We start from the raw sequence: 17,364 nt of genomic DNA on the forward strand, positions 1-17,364 counted from the left end.
GAAATTGAACTCAGGTAATCTTGTTCAGCGTGGCGAGGATCGCCTGCCAATCCGAATTGACGTAGGCCAGGTCGCCTTGCAGCTCGGCGCGGGTGGTGTCCTTCAGCACAGTTGCAAGGTCCGACCCAAGGCCGGAGACGTTCACCGACACGCTTTCCCAGGACACCTGGAGCGCCGACGCGACCGAAGAAATATCGGCGAGGCGCTGAACCATCTGGGTCAGGCCGGATACTGCCTCCTCGTTGATCGCCACGACGTATTCCAACTGCCGGATTTCTCTCGACTTCTCCTCCAGATCCCGCTTCAGGTGGCCAAAGGCCATCTGGAAGGCATGCCCGATCTGCTTACAGCAATTGCCGCTGGTCATGTCGTGCATCTGCTGGCGCAGGTTGGCGGCCTCCTGCGCCAGCTTCTTGTCCTGCTGGATCAAGGTCTGGCTATAGGTGTTCAGCGCGGCCTCGGCCTGATCGGCGGTATTCTTGTAGGACGTCAGCAGGGTGCTTGCCTGCTTGGCGGAGGACTGCACCATGTTTGCTTCGTTCGCCATGGCCGCGAGATAGATCTGAAGGACCGCCTCGGCCGGTGTGTCGGCGTCGGATTCCACCGCTTTGGTGATGGTCTGCACGTCGCCGATGAACTGGCGGATGTCCCCGGCGACCACCGACAGGACCGTCTCTGCGGACTGCCCCATGCGGAGCAGCGGCACCACGGACTGCGTCAGGATCGGCCCCAGTTTCTGGCGCACCAGCGCATCGCCGGACTGGACCGCCGTTACCGTCTGCTGCAGCAACCCGACGGATGTGGTCATGGATTGAATGTTGTCTGCCAGCTTGGTCGTCTGAACCTTCATGCCGCCGACAGGGCTGAGCGCTGTCCGGATGTCCTTAACCGCCATTGATGATCTCGTTCATCTCTTGGTCTCCCTCCCGTTGCAAATCCTGCTCCACGGAGTCCTGCGGATGACGAAACAGTGCCTCCTGCCGACGGGGCAGGGGGGGCCGCAAGTCGCTTGGCCGGACGCAACTTAATGAAAAGTTTTCAAAAATTTTGAATCGCTATCGGATGAATCCGGTCAGGAGCACCCAGGCTGGCGGTCGCGGCGAATTCAACTGTGGGAGTAGTAGAGGCGGTTCCCAACAATCCGTCAACGCACCATGCAACCTTTAGTAAACTTGGCGACAGTTGGTTCGCTTTTCTTTGGTGGGTGCCCTGATCCCGCAGGTACGATGCCTGCATCGTGTGCTCTCGTCCAAAGACCCTCTGACCCATGACGCGGCCTCGATGGCCGGTCACGCATCGCCAGCCTGCGCAAAGGTGTCGGCATTTGGACAGTGGTCAACACTCATTCGTTGCGCGACTGGATGGTCAACACTACCCTTTGGGGAAATCTCAGTGCAGACCCATGGCCCATCCCGGATCGCCCGGACGGCCCGAGCGCATTTGTCAAAAGGGGGAGGCGGCTCCATGCGAAGCCTGTTGGAAGAAAAGATCGAGCACCTGACAGAGACCTGCAGCTGCCACGATCCCGTGAAGTGCCTGCGGCACATGTTCGTGGACATGACCGGAAAACGGCGGGTCGAGACGCAGGGACAGTGCCCCGCGCGGCGACCTGTCTTTCTACGCACCCATGGCGTGCTGAAGGGCGAAATCACCTTTGACAAGGCCATCCCCGAAGACCTGCGGCACGGGATGTTTGCCAATCCCGGCGCGAAACACCCGGTCTACCTGCGGTATTCCTCGGATCTTGCGGACGGGCGGCCCGACTGGCTCAGCACGATCGGTCTGGGGATCAAGATCTTTGGCATGCCGGGCGAGAAGGTCGTGTCCGACAACGGGCATGACACCGCCGACCTGCTGTTCCAGAACGTGCCCTTCTTCTTTGTCGATGACGCGAAACAGATGTGCGAGTTCACCAAGTCCAGCTTCGAGGGCTGGTCGGACGAATGGATCCAGCGCAATGCCCCCGCGACCAACATCCTGCTCGACGCGATGGCCAAGCCGATCCGCTCGGTGCTGGCCACCGACCTCTGGAGCGTCGTCCCCTTCCGGCTGGGGTCGTCCTATTGCAAGTACAAGCTGGAACCGGGGACCTCGACCTTTGCCGGGGACCCTGACACGGACGACCCGGACTTCCTGGCCAAGGACCTTGCGGGGCGCATGGCGCGCGGTGATGCGACGCTCGAGATATTCATCCAGAAGCGCCCCGATCCGGCAGAGCAGGGCGCGGCCTGGGTCGAGGAGCATTTCCCGCTGGACCGTCTGACGGTGGCCTGGGACGAGGCGGAGGCCAAGCCGCAGCACGTGGCGACGATCCGGCTGCCGAAGCAGGATGCACACAAGCCCGGACAGGAGATCTACGGCGACTGGCTGGCCTTCAACATCGGGCGCGTGCCAAAGGAGAACGCGCCGGTGGGCAGCATCGCCGAGGCGCGCATGGCGGTCTATCAGGCCAGCGCCGATTACCGGCGCAGCCAGAACAAGCAGCCGGTGGAGGAACCGGCCAAACCCGGTCAGCCGAAGGTCGAGAACCCGAAATGCCCCTTCCCCCACCAAAAGGCGGCGGAGGCACCCATTCCCCTGACAAAGGACCAGATCGCCCGCATCTGCGAAGTCCGCATCCATCCCGGCATCGGCGTCGCCCGCGTCGGCAACAGCACGCAGGGCGGGCACGACGGTTACTATATCGGACCGGAGGTCATGCACCCCAGGCGCACCGCCTTTGGCGCCAGCCGCGATCCCGGCGGCGCCCTGAAGCGGCAAGTGGCGCGGTTCCGGGTCTATGGCTACGACAAGCACGGCAAGGTCGTGGCGGAGGTCCAGCATTCCGACACCGCCCAGATCAACTGGTCGGTGCATGTGTCGAACCGCAAGGCCCAGTGGTACGAATTCGACGCGGCCATGGATCTGCCCGCGACGGCTGAGATCTCGGTGCCGCGCCGCAATCCGAAGGTCAGCGGCAGCGGGCGGGCGGCACTTTGCATCGACCCCGGCGTGACGCGGATCTCGGGCCTGTCGATGAATGACTCGAGCTATGCCATGAACGGAAGCTTTCAGGGGACGCAGGTCTACCTTGGCGAGCTGCGCACCGATCCGGTCGGGCGCCTGATGGTGTTTCCGGGGCACGGTGTGTCCGCCAGTCCCTCGAACCAGCCGGTGTTCGATCCGACACATCCCGCCAGCTTCAACAATGCCGCCGGGTGGTACGATGACATCGCGGACGGGCCGGTTCATGCCACGGTGCGCATCGGCGATCAGGAGTTCCGCGCCGATCCCGCCTGGGTGACCTCGGCCCCGCCGAACTACGCGCCCGACCTGACCAGCTGGCGGACGATGGATGACCTGCTGCGCAGCGTCTACATCACGGCGGGGATGATGGATTTCCCCAAGCGCATCTCCTTTGCCCGCGATGTCCAGCCGGTGCTTGAACGCATGAGCGCCCTGCAATGGGTGAACAAGGGGATCGCGGCGATGTTCGGGGCCGAGGGGCCGTTGAACTTTGGCGACGATGCCCTGATGCGCAAGCTGTCCTTTGCCCCGGAAAGCAGCCTTTATCCCGACCCATATGCCGAATTGCGCCGCCGGGTCTACGCGGGCTTCCGCAGCACGGCGGGGCATGACATGGATATCGGCAGCTGGCCCTGGGAGTACGGGGACACCTACGGCTACAGCAATGCCGCCGATGACAGCGCCGAGATCGCCGCGCAAAGCTACCTGCGGCTGCCGCCCTATTACGACTACATCCTGACCCGCTGGGTGCGCGGTGATTTCGTCAGCGACTACGATCCAAAGCGGACGCATCCGGAAGCGCTCGACGAGGTCGACCTTCAGGACCAGCCCGAGATGCTGGACCGCGCGGCGATGCACTTCTGCCTTGCGGATGCCTTCCACCCCGGTTGCGAACTGACCTGGCCCATGCGCCATGCCTCGATGTTCCGGGCGCCCTATCGCATCCGCGAGCGGGCCGAGGGCAAGGCCGAACCGGATTACGGTGCGACCCTGACCCAGACCGAGGTCCTGCGCATGGGTGGACCGCTTTACGCGCAGGGGCCGGGCGACCTGACGCGCTGGATGGCGCTGCCCTGGCAAGGCGACACCGCCTATTGCCGGTCCGGTTATGACATGGAGTATGATCCCTACGTGCCGACCTACTGGCCCGCGAGGGTGCCCAACCAGGTGCTGACGCTGATCGACTACCAGACGCTGTGCGACACGCGGCGGCCGATGGACGAACGCATCGCGGCCTTCCACAACCGGCCGGCGTGGCTGCGCCAATTGCCGTCGCAGGACCCGGCCCCCGAGCAGATGATGTACATGATCCAGCATTTCGGCGAACTGGGCGTGCTCGAGGCGCGGCCCCGTCCAAAGGACATGCCGGAGCTGCCCGAAGTCCTCTATGTCGAGAACCTGACCGAGGTGAAGGAATCCGAACTGGAAGAGGCGCACAAGGACTTCACCCAGCGGTACGCGCGGCTTGGGTTCCATGACCGGCTGTTGCAGGAGGCGGGCTGGGCCTCCGAAGAGCAGCGGCAGGAATTCCTGACCATCAAGCAGCGTGGTCAGTAGACGCCAGCGGCACGACGCGGCGCTGCACGTCGATGTGGCGGTGCTTGGGGCGGGGCCTGCGGGCGTCGCCTCGGCCCTGGCGCTGCGGGCGAAGGGTCTGCGGGTCGCGGTGCTGGGCGATGCCGCGTCAGACGCCCTGAAACCGGGGGAATACCTGCCCGGCTCGGCGCAGCGCCTGCTGCGGGCGCTTGGGCTGGGCCGGGTCGAAGAGGTCCTGCATGACGCCGACCGCCTCCCGTGCCATGCCAAGGTCTCGGCCTGGGGCGGTGATGACTGGGCCTGGCAGGACAGTCTGCACGACCCCGAGGGCGGCGGCTGGCACATCCTGCGCCATCGCTTTGAACAGCGGCTGGCGGAGGCGGCGCATGCGCAGGGCGTCGGCTTTTGGCCCGGACGGCTGGGCGCGCTGGCCGACGATGGCGTCGATTACCGGGTGGAGCTCGGGGCCGGGGCGACGGTGCTCGCGCCGCGTCTGGTCGATGCGACGGGGCGGAGGGCCTGGCTGGTGCGCCGGCTTGCGGGCCCTCCGGTCAAAGGCGATGCGCAGATGGCGGTGGTCGGCTGGTTCACCACGCCCGACGACGGCCCGGTCGAGCAGATCACCCGCATACGTTCGGTGGAGTCGGGCTGGTGGTACACGGCGCCGCTGCCGGGGCGGTTGCGGGTCGTGGCGTTCCACGGGCTTGCCGAGGCGGTCAGTGCCCTGCACCGCGACCCCGACAGGTTCACGCGGCAGGCGGGTGAGGTGGTGCTGGCCAGGCTGATCGCCCCGGTCGCTCCCTTGCAGGCCTGCGACGCCTGCGTCCAGCTCGCCCCGCATGTGGCTGGCCCGCGCTGGCTTGCGGTGGGCGATGCGGCCTTGTCCTTTGATCCGCTGTCCTCGCAAGGGCTGCAGTTTGCCCTTTACAGCGGGATCATGGCGGCCGAGGCCATCTGCGCGGCCCTCGCCGACCCTGCGGGGGCGCGAAACGCCATGGCGCGCTACTGCGCGCAGGTGTCTGACGTCTACCGGACCAACCAGCGCACGCGCTGCATGTTCTACCTTCAGGAGCGTCGCTTTCAGGACGCGCCCTACTGGAACGCGCAGCATATGTCCTTTGCCGACCATGGAACGGGGCGGGTCACGGTTCCGATGCAGAACTTCTGATAGGGAGGACGACACTTGTCGTTCGGACGGGAATTGGCCGCCGTCAGGTAATCCTTCTGGATCCGGGCGGAAGGTCAAAAATGCAAGCGTATGCAAAATGAGCTTGCATGGGAATTTGTGTCGCGCTAACGATTTTGCAAGCGTATGCAATTTGCCATTCCAGACACCTGCGAGGGAGCCCTCCGACCCATGCATTTGCCGCGTACACCCTCCTTCCGCCTCGACGGACGTCGTGCCCTGGTCACTGGCGCCTCCTCCGGCATCGGGTTCGGCTGTGCGGCAGCGCTGGCGGAGGCGGGGGCCGAGGTGGTCTGTGTCGCGCGGCGGGCGGAGCCGCTGGACGAAGCCGTCCGGCTGATCCGCCGTCAGGGCGGCAGTGCGGAGGAACGGGCGCTCGATATGGCAGACCTGCCCGCGCTGGACAGCCTTTTCGACGCGCCCTTCGACGTGGTGGTGAACGCCGCCGGGATGGCCCGCCATGGCCCGGCACTCGACACAAGACCCGAGGACTTCGACGCGGTGCTGAGCGTCAACCTGCGCGCAGCCTACTTTCTGTCGCAGCGCGCCGCCCGCGCGTTGATCGCGGCCGGGCAGGGGGGCAGCATCATCCACGTGTCGTCGCAGATGGGCCATGTCGGCGGGCCGGATCGGGCCGTGTATTGCGCCACGAAACACGCGCTCGAAGGCATGGTGAAGGCGATGGCGCTGGAATGGGGGCCGCAGGGCATCCGCATCAACACGCTGTGCCCGACCTTTGTGAAGACGCCGCTGACGGAGGCGAGTTTTGCCGATCCCGCGCGCCGGGCGTGGATCATGGAGAAGATCGCGCTGGGGCATGTGGCGGAGGTCGAAGACCTGATGGGGGCCACGCTCTTCCTTGCCTCGGATGCGGCACGGATGGTCACGGGCACGGCGCTAATGGTCGATGGCGGATGGACCGCCGCATGACGCCGCTGCTGTGCCTGCCCGGCATGATGTGCGACGCGCGGCTCTTTGCGCCGCAGATCGCGGGGCTTTCCGGGGGGCGGATGGTCGCCTGCATGGACATCTCGCGTCACGCCACGGTCGCGGCGCTGGCCGAGGCTGTGCTGCGGGAGGCTCCGCCGCGCTTTGCGCTCGCGGGGCTGTCGATGGGTGGCATCGTCGCGATGGAGGTGCTGCGGCAGGCGCCGGAGCGGGTCGAGCGGCTGGCGCTGCTGGACACCAACCCGCTGGCCGAACTGCCGGAGGTGCAGGCAGGCCGGGCGGCGCAGGTGGCGCGCGCGGAGGGTGGCGACCTCGGGGCGATGATGGCCGATACCTTCGTGCCGCGCTACCTCGCCCGCCCGGACCCCGAAATCGCCCGGATGTGCGAAGCGATGGCGCTGGACCTTGGGCCACAGGTCTTTGTCCGGCAGTCGCTGGCGCTGCGCGACCGGCCTGACCAATGCGCGACGCTGGCGGGGTTTGACGGCCCGACGCTGATCCTCTGCGGGGCGCAAGACGCGCTTTGCCCGGTGGCGCGGCATGAGCTGATGCATGGGCTGATGCCCCATGCCGAGTACGTGGTGATCGGCGGGGCGGGGCATCTGCCGACGCTGGAAACCCCTGACATCGTGACGGAGGCGCTGCGCCAATGGCTGACCTGACAGAAACCCTCGACCTGCTGCGGCGTGTGGACACGCCGACGGTCTGCAACGCGATCGAGGTGATCGACGGTAAACGCGGCTTCGATGCGTTTACGCGGGGGCGGGTGCTGGCCTCTGACCCCGCGGGCGTGATGGTTGGTCGCGCGCGCACGGCGCGGATTTCGGCGGTGCGCCCCGCGCAGGAGCCGCCCGAGGTCATCCGCGCCCGGCGGATGGACTATTACCGCCACATGGCCAGCGGGCAGGGGCCGCGCATCGCCGTGGTCGAGGATATCGACCCGGCACCGGTGGGGGCCTATTGGGGCGAGCTGAACACCGCCGTCCACAAGGGCTTTGGCATGGCCGGGGCGCTGACCAACGGAGTGATGCGCGATCTGGGCGATCTCGCGTCCGGGTTTCCCGTTCTGGCGGGGCATGTCGGGCCAAGCCATGCGTTTGTGCATGTGACGGAGGTCGCCTGTCGCGTGGAGATCTTTGGCCTGGGCATCGCACCGGACGACTGGCTGCACGCGGACCCGCACGGCGCGGTGGTGATCGCGGATCATTGCCTGCCCGAACTGCCCGCCGCGATTGCGAAGATGCAACGCACGGAGCGAATCGTTCTGGATGCCGCCCGCGCCCCCGATTTCGATTTCGACCGCTTCGAGGCCGCATGGACGGCCTTCGAAGCCGCCAGAACATGACTTGAACCCGCTCTGAACGCCCGTTCCAGACACCTGAAGAGGACCGACATGACCCGTCTCAAACTGCCCGAGGGGCTGACTTTCGTGAAATCCCCGGACCGTGATGCGGTGGCCGACAACGCGCCCGTCGAGGCGCTGGTGGCCGAGGTGCTCGCCCGCGTGAAGGCCGAGGGCGATGCCGCCGTGCGCGACTACTCGGCCCGGTTCGACAAGGCCGAACTGGACCGCTTCGAGGTCACGCCGGAGGCGCGTCAGGCGGCGCTCGACCGGCTCGACCCGCAGACCCGCGCGGATACGGAATTCGCCATCGCCAACGTGCGCGCCTTTGCAGAGGCGCAGCTGGGATCGCTGTCCGAGATCGAAGTGGAAATCCGCCCCGGTGTGCATCTGGGCCATCGCAACATCCCGCTGGAGCGGGTCGGCTGCTACGTGCCGGGCGGGCGCTATCCGCTGCTGTCGGCGCCGATCATGACCATCGTTCCCGCCAAGGTCGCGGGCTGCGAGGAGGTGATCGCCTGCCTGCCGCCCAATGCCCACGAGGCGATGATCGCGGGCTGTCACCTGTCGGGCGCGGACCGGATCTTTCGCATCGGTGGGGCGCAGGCAATTGCCGCGATGGCCTTGGGGACGGAGAGCGTGCCGCCAGTGGACAAGATCGTCGGGCCGGGCAATGCCTTTGTCAACGAGGCGAAGCGGCAGGTCTTTGGCCCGGTGGGGATCGACCAGCTGGCGGGCCCGTCGGAGATCTTCGTGCTGGCGGATCACACCGGCGATGCCGAGATGCTGGCGACCGACCTGCTGGCGCAGGCGGAGCATGATACGCGGACGCGGGTGGGTCTCATCACCACGGATGCGGCGCTGGCCGAGGCTGTTCTGGCGGAGGTCGATGTGCAGCTGGAGACGCTGAGCACCGCCGAGACGGCGGGACAAGCCTGGCGCGATTACGGCGAGATCGTCGTGTGCGAGAACGAGGCGGCGATGATCGCCTATTCCGATATCGTCGCGGCGGAACACCTGCAGATCCACACCGAGGACGCGCATGGGCTGGCAAAGAAGCTGCGCCATTACGGCTCGCTCTTCATCGGGACGAATTCCAGCGTGGTCTATTCCGACAAATGTTCGGGCACCAACCACACGCTGCCGACCATGGGCGCGGGGCGCTATACCGGCGGGCTGTGGGTGGGCACCTACATCAAGACCGTGACGCACCAGTGGCTGACCGAGGAAGGCGTGCGTCAGGTCGCGCCCCCGGCGGCGCGTCAGGCGGCATCCGAGACGCTGGAAGGGCATCGCCGGGCGGCGCAGCTGCGTCTGGACCGGATGCAGGTGCAGGCCTGAACGGGTGGGGGCCTTTGCCCCCACACCCCCGGATGTATCTGTAGCAGGAAGAAGCAGGGGCGGGCGCGGTCAGGCGTCCGCCTTTTCCATGCCTTGCGTGAGGCCGGTCGGCGCGCAGAGATAGGGCCCGGCCTGTTCAAAGGCGTGGGCGATGCGGCAGAGTTGCGCTTCTTGACCATGCGCCGCAACCAGTTGTGCGCCCAGCGGCAGGCCATCCGCCAGCCCGCAGGGCACCGAGATCGCCGGGTGGCCGCTCATGTTGAAGGGCAGTGTGCGCATCGCCGTCCAGACCGGGCCATCCTCGAAGTCCGAGAACCTTGGCGCGGGGGAGAGGGTTGTCGGCGTCAACAGCGCGGCATGGGTGGTGAGGTGCTGATCGACCGTTTCGCGGAAGGCCGCCGCGATGGCGCGGGCGCGGTCAACATGGGTCTGTGTCAGCACCGCGCCGGTCATCAGGTTGCGCCGGGCGTCCTTGCCATAGCTTTGCCAGTGGTCGGCGAGGCGGTCGCGGTGGATCGCCCAGGCCTCGTGTTGCAGGATGACGCAGCCCGCGGACTCCAGCGGAGCGTATTCGGGCAGGGCAACCAGGTGGATGCGTTGCGCGCGGGAAGGTTCGGTTGGTCCCAAGCGGGGCCGGTGAGGGCGTATTAATAGGTGGCGAGTTTCGCCATCTGCGTCAGTCCCGCCGCGCGCAGGCGCTGGAGCGCGGTGCCTTCGGGGCCTGTTGTGGAATGTGCGTGGGACCCGCAGCGGGTCGGTTGTCCATCGACGTCGAGCAGGTCCTTTATGCCGATGGGCAGGCCTTGCAGCGGTCCACTGGCGGGGTTGTCGGTTTCCGGCAGGTACACCACAGATCGGAACGCGGTGTCGCGGGCGCCGATGCGTGCGCGGGTTGCGGTGAGGATGTCCTGCACGGTGATCCGCTCTTCCGTGATGGCGCGGGCCTGTTCCGTGAGCGTCTGGTCGAGGGGGTCAGTCATGCGCGGCCTCCGGGAGATGACTCGCCAGTGTCAGAAGCCAGTCGGCACCGGGGAGCGTGGCGCGAAGCTCTTCTTCGGGCAGGGAAATGCCCGCATCTTGCAGTAGTTTGTCCAGATTTTCGGCGGTCATTTGGTTCCTCGCAGCCTGCTGAATTGCATATGTATGCAACCGCCCTCCGGCAAGGGCAGACTGTCGCGGAGAGCCTCTTCCGATGATTTTTGCATAAGTATGCATTTTGCCGTTGCCAGAACGTAAAAGCTGCGGCAGGTAAATGAATAGGTATGCAAACGCGGCTCGGCCGCGCGGAAGGAACAGGACAAGATGGCTTTGACCGACGAGACGCCAACGCTCCCCAAGGCGGCAAAGGCTGCGCCCAAACGCGACGATGCGCCGTTCAACGGAGAGGTGATGAACGTCGAGCGCGCGGATTTCCAGGAACTGGTGCCCGAAGGCCGTGCGCCGGTGCAGGGCATGGACGGCTTCGATCCCTGCTACAGCGATATCGTCGATTACATCGTGCGTTGCACCCACAAGATCTGGGACGAGCGCGACGTCGGCCTGATCTACACGCATTACACGCATAACATCGTGCTTCATACGCCGATGGCGACGATCTACGACCGCGAGGCCGTGGTGCGCGACACGATCCAGCGGCTGGTGTCGCTGCCCGAACGGCGGGGCATGGCGACGCATGTGGTCTGGGGCGGTGACGACAAGGAGGGGTTCTACACCTCGCACCTGGTGACCGGGTCTGGGCGCTACACGCAGAATGGCCATTACGGTCCGGCGAACGGGCGGCCCTTTGTCAGCCGGACCGTGGCGGATTGCATGATCCATCGCAACAAGATCTACCGCGAGTGGGTTGTGTCGGACCAGATGGCCATCGTGCGGCAGCTGGGACTGGACGTGGACGCCTATGCCGAGCGGATCGCCATGTCGAAACTGGCCGCAGGGCAGACCGTGCTCGACATTGGCGAGACCGGGCTGATGCTGGGCCAGTATCCCGTGGCCGAAAAGGCGGACCTGTCGATCGCCAGGACCGATCTGGAGCGGCACACGCTGACCTGGCTGCATGACAGCTTTAACCGCAAGATGTTCGGCTGTTACCGCGACGTCTATGCGCCGACCGTCATGTGGCATGGGCCGCTGATGAAGGAGCTGTATGGCGTGGCTTCGGTGACGCATCAGGCGCTTGGCCTTGTGGGGGCCTTCCCGGATGCGCAGTTCGCGCCGCAGCACATCTGTTCGACCCCCTGCAACGAGGGCGGCACCAAGGTCGCCGTGCGCTGGGTGATGGAGGGTCATCATCTGGGCTTTGGCGGGCTGACCAGCCTCGGCGATCCCACGGGCAAGCGCGTGCAGGTCATGGGCATCAGCCACTACCACTACAAGGACGGCAAGATCGTCGACGAATGGACCGTCTACGACGAGCTGTCGCTGCTGGTGCAGATCCGGATGGCGCAGCTGGCGGATAAACCCTGTTCGGAAGAGGTTCTGGACAATTGACCCCCGGGCGGGGATGACCCCGCCCGTCACCCCGATCCCCCGAACGGTGGCAAACAACCGTCGGGCCGACAAGGAGAGAGACCATGAAATTCCTGAACTCCACCGCTTTGGGCACGGCCCTGGGCCTGTTGATGGCCACGGCGGCACAGGCTGGGTGCGGCATCGAGGGCGGCTCTGTCCGCATCCTCGCCAATGACTGCGACGCGCTGGGGCTGGTGATCGCGGAGGCCGAGAGCTGCGCGGGCGACGGCGTGACGGTGGAAAAGAACATGACCACCGAGCACAAGGCGCTTCAGGTGCCCGCGCTGACGGTGAACCCGGCGCAATACACGGTGGCCGTGGTGGCGAACAACTCCATCGTGCCGCTGATGAACGATGACCTGATCCGGCCGCTGGATGATCTGGTGGCGAAATACGGCGAGACGCTGCAGCCGAGCCAGCTGATCAAGATCGACGGCAAGATCATGGCGATGGCCTTCATGGGCAACGGTCAGCACCTGTTCATGCGCGGCGACGTGCTGGAGAAGGCCGGGCTGGAGCAGCCGACCACCATGGAGGGCATCCTGGAAGCGGCCAAGGTAATCCGCGAGAAGGGCATCATGGAATACCCGCTGGCGGGGGCCGACCAGGCGGGCTGGTATCTGGGCAATGAGTTCGTGAATACCTACCTCGGCTATGGCGGCGCGTTCTTTGCCGCAGGGTCCGCGGAGCCGGCCATCGAGGGCGAGGCCGGGCTGAAGACGCTGGAAATGATGAAGGCGATGACCGGATACATGGAGCCGGAGTACATGACCTTCACCTCGGACGAGATGAAGGCGATGTATCTGGCCGGGGACGTGGCGATCATCAACCAGTGGGGCAGCATGGTGAACGGTCATATCGACCCGACCGGCCCCGCGCCGGAGATCGGCGCGGCGACGGTGCTGGCCCCCGCTCCGACCGTGGGCGGCGGCTCCACCCCGGCGGCGGCGCTGTGGTGGGATGGTTTCACCATCGCCAAGAACTTCTCTGACGAGGATGCCGAAGCGTCCTTTATCGCGATGGTCCACGGCATCCGCCCCGAAGTGGCGCAGGAAAACCCCTCTGCTGCCACCTGGCTGATGAAGGACTTCACCGCGCCGGAGACCGCCAAGGGCGTTCTGGGCAATGCGGGCGCGGGCGCGAAACCCTATCCGATGTCGCCCTACATGGGCCTGATGCACACGGCGCTTGGCGCAGAACTGGCGGATTTCATGCAGGGCAAGGAAAGCGCGGAACAGGCGCTGGCCGATGTCTCTGCCGCCTATCGCACCGCCGCGAACGAAGCGGGCTTCCTGAACTGACATGATACACCGGCCCTTGACGGGACCGGACCCGAGCGCCTCCGGGGTCTCCTCCCCCCCGCTCCGGGGGCGCAGCCTTTCAAGGAGACGACATGCGCCATCGCGACTTTGCCGCCTTCATCCTCCCCTCCGCCCTCGCCATGCTGTTGTTCATCGCGCTGCCGATCGTCTCGGTTGCGGTGCAATCGCTGTTTGTCGAGCACGAGCAGGTGCTGGTGACGGTTGAAACCTGCGGCCCCTTTCGGCTGCGACACACAGGAAAAGGTGGACCCGGATGCCACCGCCGCGCTGAAAGAGGCCGAACCGCTGGGGCGCTTCAACGGGCTTGGCACCTATCTCAACCGTGCGCATCTGGCAGTGGAAGAGGTCGGCGCGATCCTGTCGGACAATGACGGCCTCAGAGACGTGATGGCGCGGATCTACAACCTGCCGTTCTACAAGGCGCTGTCCTTCACGCTGGTCTATACCGCGCTGGTGACGCCCTTGGCGATGATCCTCGGCTTTGCCGTGGCGTTGGGGGTGAACACCATTCCGAAGGTCTGGAAGGGGCCGGTGATCTTCCTCTCGCTGCTGCCCTATATCGTTACACCGCTGATCGGCTCGCTGATCCTGTTCTGGATGATAAACTCCGACGGGGTGATCGGTGCGACGCTGCAATGGCTGTTCGACGACCCGGAACTGTCGCTGAAGGCCTCGCCCGCGCTGACATGGGTCACGCTGATCGTCTACTGCATCTGGCACATGGCGCCGTTTCCCTTTGTCGTGTTCTACGCCGGTCTGCAGACCCTGCCGCAGGACACGCTGGAATCGGCGATGATCGACGGCGCGAACCGCTGGGAGCGGATCCGCTACGTGGTCATGCCGCATCTGGTGCCCTTGGCGACCTTTGTCGGTCTCGTGCTGATGATGGACAACTTCCGCGTCTTCGAGCCGATCATCGGTTTCTCGGCAGAGGCCAATGCCACCTCTCTTTCGTGGAGCATTTACAACGACCTGAACGGGCAGGTGGACCCGCTGTTCGGCTCGGCGGCGGCGACCTCGATCCTCACCATGCTGGGCGTGATCGTCCTGCTGATGCCGGTGCTGATCCGCACATGGCGCGAATTCAACCGGAAGGCCCGCTGATGGACAGCAAGATCGGACAATCGAAGCCTTTGATGATCGTCACCGGCGTGGTTCTGGTGGTCTGGCTCATCCTCGCCGCTTTACCCTTCTTCTGGACGGTCTGGGGATCGTTCAAGGTGCAGGCGGACTTCTTCTCCCGCGCGTCGTTCTGGGATGCGATTTTCGGCCCGGCCACGACGCGCCAGACCGGCGGGCCGTTCACCGGCGACGGCTATCGCGGCGCGTGGGTGGAGCGGGAGTTCTACCACGCAGCCTGGAACACGGTGATCGTGACGGTCTGCGTCACCTCCATCTCGCTGGTGTTCGGCACGCTGGGTGGCTACGCGCTGTCGCGGTCGACGCGGAAATACACCTTCTGGATCCTGATGGCGGCGCTGGTGTTCCGCGCCATGCCGCATATCACGCTGGTCTCGGGCTACCTGCTGCCCTTCTTCGAGCTGAACATCTGGGGTTACCTGCCCACGGCGATCATCGTGCTCGTGGCGATCAACCAGCCGTTCACCATCTGGATGCTGCATTCGTTCTTTCTGTCGATCCCCAGGGATCTGGACGAAAGCGCCATGGTCGATGGCTGCACCCGGTTTCAGGCGTTCCGCTGGGCGATCATGCCGGTGATGTGGCCGGGGGTCATCACGACCGGGTTGTTCAGCTTCCTGCTCGCCTACAACGACTTTGCCGTGACGGCGATGCTGCTGAACCAGGATAACCAGACCATGGTGCCCAAGATCAACTCCTTCCTCGGGACGGTGCAGACGGAGGGCACGATCATGTATGCGGTCGCCGCCGTGGTCTCTGCCACCGTGCCGCTGTTCATCCTCGTGATGTTCTTCCAACGCCAGATCGTCAGCGGCCTGACCGCCGGCGCCGTCAAGGGATAAGCCAATGGCCGATATTCACCTCAAGAACATCTCCAAGAAGTGGGGCAACGTGGTCGGCGTGGACAACTTCGACCTGCATATCCGGGATCAGGAATTCCTCGTGCTGCTGGGGCCGTCGGGCTGCGGCAAATCCACCACCATGCGGATGATCGCCGGTCTGGAGGACATCACCGAGGGCGAGATCTTCATCGGCGGGCGCGTGGTGAACGACCTGGAGCCGAAGGACCGCGACATCTCGATGGTGTTCCAGTCCTACGGGCTTTATCCGAACCTGACGGTCTACGAGAACATCCGCTTTCCGCTGAAGGTGCGCAAGGTGCCGAAGGATCAGCATCATGACCGGGTGATGAAGGCCGCCGAACAGGTGGACCTGCTGGAACTGCTCGACCGGCGGCCCGCCGAGCTGTCCGGCGGCCAGCGGCAGCGCGTGGCACTGGGGCGGGCCATCGTGCGCGAACCGACGGTGTTCCTGATGGACGAGCCGCTCTCGAACCTCGACGCCAAGCTGCGCGTCAGCACGCGGGCCGAGATCAAGAACCTGCAACACCGGCTGAAGACCACGACCATCTATGTCACCCACGACCAGATCGAGGCCATGACGCTGGCCGACCGCGTGGTGGTCATGAGCAAGGGCGTGGTGCAGCAGGTGGCGACCCCCACCGAGATCTACGACAACCCGGCGAATACCTTCGTCGCGGGGTTCATCGGCTCTCCGGCGATGAACCTCGTCGAAGGGGTGATTGCGGATGGCGTCTTCGAGGCGGAGAACCTGAGTCTGGAGGGTCTGCCCACGGGCCATTCCGGCAAGGTGATCCTCGGCTTCCGCGCCGAGGACGTGAGCCTCGTGCCAGAGGGCGGCGACATTCACGCACCGATCTTTGCGCTGGAACTCTTGGGCGAAGCGTCGATGGTGGCGGTGCGCGTCGGCCGCGAATTGGTGAACCTCAAGGCCGCCAAGGACTTCAGGGCGGAGATCGGCAGCATGGTGCGCGCCACGATCCCGGTGGCGACCTGCCATCTGTTCGACGTGACCACGGGCCAGAGCCTGACATACAGACCGCAGCGTGAGGGGTGACAGCCCCCGCGCACGCGGGTAGACGATTGTAGGTTAAAGAGAGGTGCGTGACGTGAGCGGCAAACCAGTGACTTCCGTGGATGTGGCCCGCAAGGCCGGGGTCAGCCAGTCTGCCGTCTCGCGCTATTTCACGCCGGGCGCTTCGGTGTCCAAGAAAATGGCGGAGAAGATCAAACTCGCCGCCGACGAGCTGGGCTATCGGCCCAACGTGCTGGCGCGCGCCATGATAACCGGCAAGAGCCGTATCATCGGGCTTGTGGTCTACTACCTCGAAAACCAGTTCTACCCGGAAGCGGTGGAAAAGCTGTCCATCGCGCTTCAGGAGAACGGCTATCACGTCCTGTTGTTCATGGCCTCCAACACCATCGGCAATGTCGAACCCGTGGTGCAGACCATCCTCGACTACCGGGTGGACGGCATCGTGCTGATGTCGGTGTCCATGTCCTCGACGCTGGCCGACCGCTGCCGCGAGCTGAACATTCCCGTCATGCTGTTCAACCGCGACCAGCCGCGCGAAGACATGCGGGCCGTGACCTCGGACAACGTGGCGGGCGGGCGCATCGCGGCGGAAATGCTGTTGCAGGGCAACCCGCAGCGGGTGGCGCATCTGGCGGGCTTCGAAGGGGCCTCTACCCAGCAGGAGCGCGAGGAAGGGTTCCGCGCGGCGCTGGCGGATGCCGGGGTGGCGCTGCACGCGCGGGCCGTAGGCAACTACCATTACGAAGAGGCGGCAGAGGCGGCGCGCGAATTGTTCAGCGTCGAGACCCCGCCCGACGCGCTGTTCGTCAGCGACGACCACATGGCCTTTGCCGCGCTGGACGTGATCCGGCATGAACTGGGCCTTCGCGTGCCGGAAGACGTGGCCGTGGTGGGGTTCGACGATGTGACACAGGCCTCCTGGCCGTCGTTCAACCTGTCCACCGTGCGGCAGCGGCTGAACACCATGGTGTCGGCCTGCGTCGACGAGCTGATCGGCGCCATCGAAAACGACGACCACCCCGTGCGTAAAGTGCGCATCGAGCCGGTCGCCATCCATCGCGGCACCACGCGGACCTGATCCTCCTTATGCGCTGCCGGGGCAGGAGCAAGGCTTGCCTTCACGCACGCTGATGGATGTT

15 protein-coding genes and 1 pseudogene are annotated in these 17,364 nt (G+C 65.3%); 12 read left to right on the plus strand and 4 right to left on the minus strand.

Annotated features, from left to right (window positions below; all coding sequences use genetic code 11):
• Positions 1-10: 10 nt before the first annotated feature.
• Positions 11-895, minus strand: coding sequence for a hypothetical protein (locus tag ACP16H_RS16590; protein WP_425073365.1), 885 nt, complete (start codon positions 893-895; stop codon positions 11-13).
• A gap of 569 nt (positions 896-1,464) precedes the next feature.
• On the opposite strand from ACP16H_RS16590, the gene ACP16H_RS16595 reads away from it, so the two are divergent.
• The 6 genes from ACP16H_RS16595 (at position 1,465) to hisD (ending at position 9,359) form a co-directional block, all read left to right on the plus strand.
• A complete protein-coding gene (locus tag ACP16H_RS16595) occupies positions 1,465-4,563 on the plus strand; it encodes a LodA/GoxA family CTQ-dependent oxidase (RefSeq protein WP_425073366.1) in 3,099 nt (1,032 codons plus the stop codon).
• A complete protein-coding gene (locus tag ACP16H_RS16600) occupies positions 4,553-5,710 on the plus strand; it encodes an NAD(P)/FAD-dependent oxidoreductase (protein ID WP_425073367.1) in 1,158 nt (385 codons plus the stop codon). Before ACP16H_RS16595 ends, ACP16H_RS16600 begins: the two co-directional genes overlap by 11 nt.
• A 189-nt stretch (positions 5,711-5,899) precedes the next feature.
• On the plus strand, positions 5,900-6,658 hold the full coding sequence (locus tag ACP16H_RS16605) for an SDR family NAD(P)-dependent oxidoreductase (protein WP_425073368.1): 759 nt from the start codon (positions 5,900-5,902) through the stop codon (positions 6,656-6,658).
• Positions 6,655-7,338, plus strand: coding sequence for an alpha/beta fold hydrolase (locus ACP16H_RS16610; RefSeq protein ID WP_425073369.1), 684 nt, complete (start codon positions 6,655-6,657; stop codon positions 7,336-7,338). The genes ACP16H_RS16605 and ACP16H_RS16610 overlap by 4 nt, the downstream gene beginning before the upstream one ends.
• The gene (locus tag ACP16H_RS16615) at positions 7,326-8,021 is read left to right on the plus strand and encodes an RraA family protein (RefSeq protein WP_425073370.1); all 696 of its coding nucleotides are present in this window, start codon (positions 7,326-7,328) and stop codon (positions 8,019-8,021) included. Before ACP16H_RS16610 ends, ACP16H_RS16615 begins: the two co-directional genes overlap by 13 nt.
• Before the next feature lie 48 nt (positions 8,022-8,069).
• Positions 8,070-9,359, plus strand: coding sequence for a histidinol dehydrogenase (gene hisD / locus ACP16H_RS16620; RefSeq protein WP_425073371.1), 1,290 nt, complete (start codon positions 8,070-8,072; stop codon positions 9,357-9,359).
• 69 nt (positions 9,360-9,428) lie between these two features.
• Here the strand turns inward: hisD and ACP16H_RS16625 are convergent, their stop codons facing one another.
• Genes ACP16H_RS16625 through ACP16H_RS16635 form a run of 3 tightly spaced genes read right to left on the minus strand, consistent with a single transcriptional unit; the run spans position 9,429 to position 10,469 of the window.
• Positions 9,429-9,986, minus strand: coding sequence for an amidase family protein (locus tag ACP16H_RS16625; RefSeq protein WP_425073372.1), 558 nt, complete (start codon positions 9,984-9,986; stop codon positions 9,429-9,431).
• A gap of 20 nt (positions 9,987-10,006) precedes the next feature.
• Positions 10,007-10,339: an amidase family protein gene (locus ACP16H_RS16630; RefSeq protein ID WP_425073373.1), complete on the minus strand. Its 333-nt coding sequence runs from the start codon at positions 10,337-10,339 to the stop codon at positions 10,007-10,009.
• The gene (locus ACP16H_RS16635) at positions 10,332-10,469 is read right to left on the minus strand and encodes a hypothetical protein (protein ID WP_425073374.1); all 138 of its coding nucleotides are present in this window, start codon (positions 10,467-10,469) and stop codon (positions 10,332-10,334) included. The genes ACP16H_RS16630 and ACP16H_RS16635 overlap by 8 nt, the downstream gene beginning before the upstream one ends.
• 192 nt (positions 10,470-10,661) lie before the next feature.
• On the opposite strand from ACP16H_RS16635, the gene ACP16H_RS16640 reads away from it, so the two are divergent.
• The 6 genes and pseudogenes from ACP16H_RS16640 to ACP16H_RS16665 all read left to right on the plus strand — a co-directional run bounded on the left by ACP16H_RS16640 (position 10,662) and on the right by ACP16H_RS16665 (position 17,303).
• Positions 10,662-11,846: an ester cyclase gene (locus ACP16H_RS16640; protein ID WP_425073375.1), complete on the plus strand. Its 1,185-nt coding sequence runs from the start codon at positions 10,662-10,664 to the stop codon at positions 11,844-11,846.
• A gap of 83 nt (positions 11,847-11,929) precedes the next feature.
• Complete coding sequence (locus ACP16H_RS16645; protein WP_425073376.1) at positions 11,930-13,168, plus strand: ABC transporter substrate-binding protein; 1,239 nt, start codon at positions 11,930-11,932, stop codon at positions 13,166-13,168.
• A gap of 92 nt (positions 13,169-13,260) precedes the next feature.
• A pseudogene (locus ACP16H_RS16650) lies at positions 13,261-14,293 on the plus strand (carbohydrate ABC transporter permease).
• On the plus strand, positions 14,293-15,171 hold the full coding sequence (locus ACP16H_RS16655; RefSeq protein WP_425073377.1) for a carbohydrate ABC transporter permease: 879 nt from the start codon (positions 14,293-14,295) through the stop codon (positions 15,169-15,171). The pseudogene ACP16H_RS16650 and the gene ACP16H_RS16655 overlap by 1 nt, the downstream one beginning before the upstream one ends.
• Positions 15,172-15,175: 4 nt before the next feature.
• Complete coding sequence (locus ACP16H_RS16660; RefSeq protein WP_425073378.1) at positions 15,176-16,246, plus strand: ABC transporter ATP-binding protein; 1,071 nt, start codon at positions 15,176-15,178, stop codon at positions 16,244-16,246.
• 52 nt (positions 16,247-16,298) lie between these two features.
• Complete coding sequence (locus tag ACP16H_RS16665) at positions 16,299-17,303, plus strand: LacI family DNA-binding transcriptional regulator (protein ID WP_425073379.1); 1,005 nt, start codon at positions 16,299-16,301, stop codon at positions 17,301-17,303.
• Positions 17,304-17,364 lie beyond the last annotated feature (61 nt).

The organism is Sagittula sp. S175, assembly GCF_049800975.1.
Lineage (GTDB): Bacteria > Pseudomonadota > Alphaproteobacteria > Rhodobacterales > Rhodobacteraceae > Sagittula.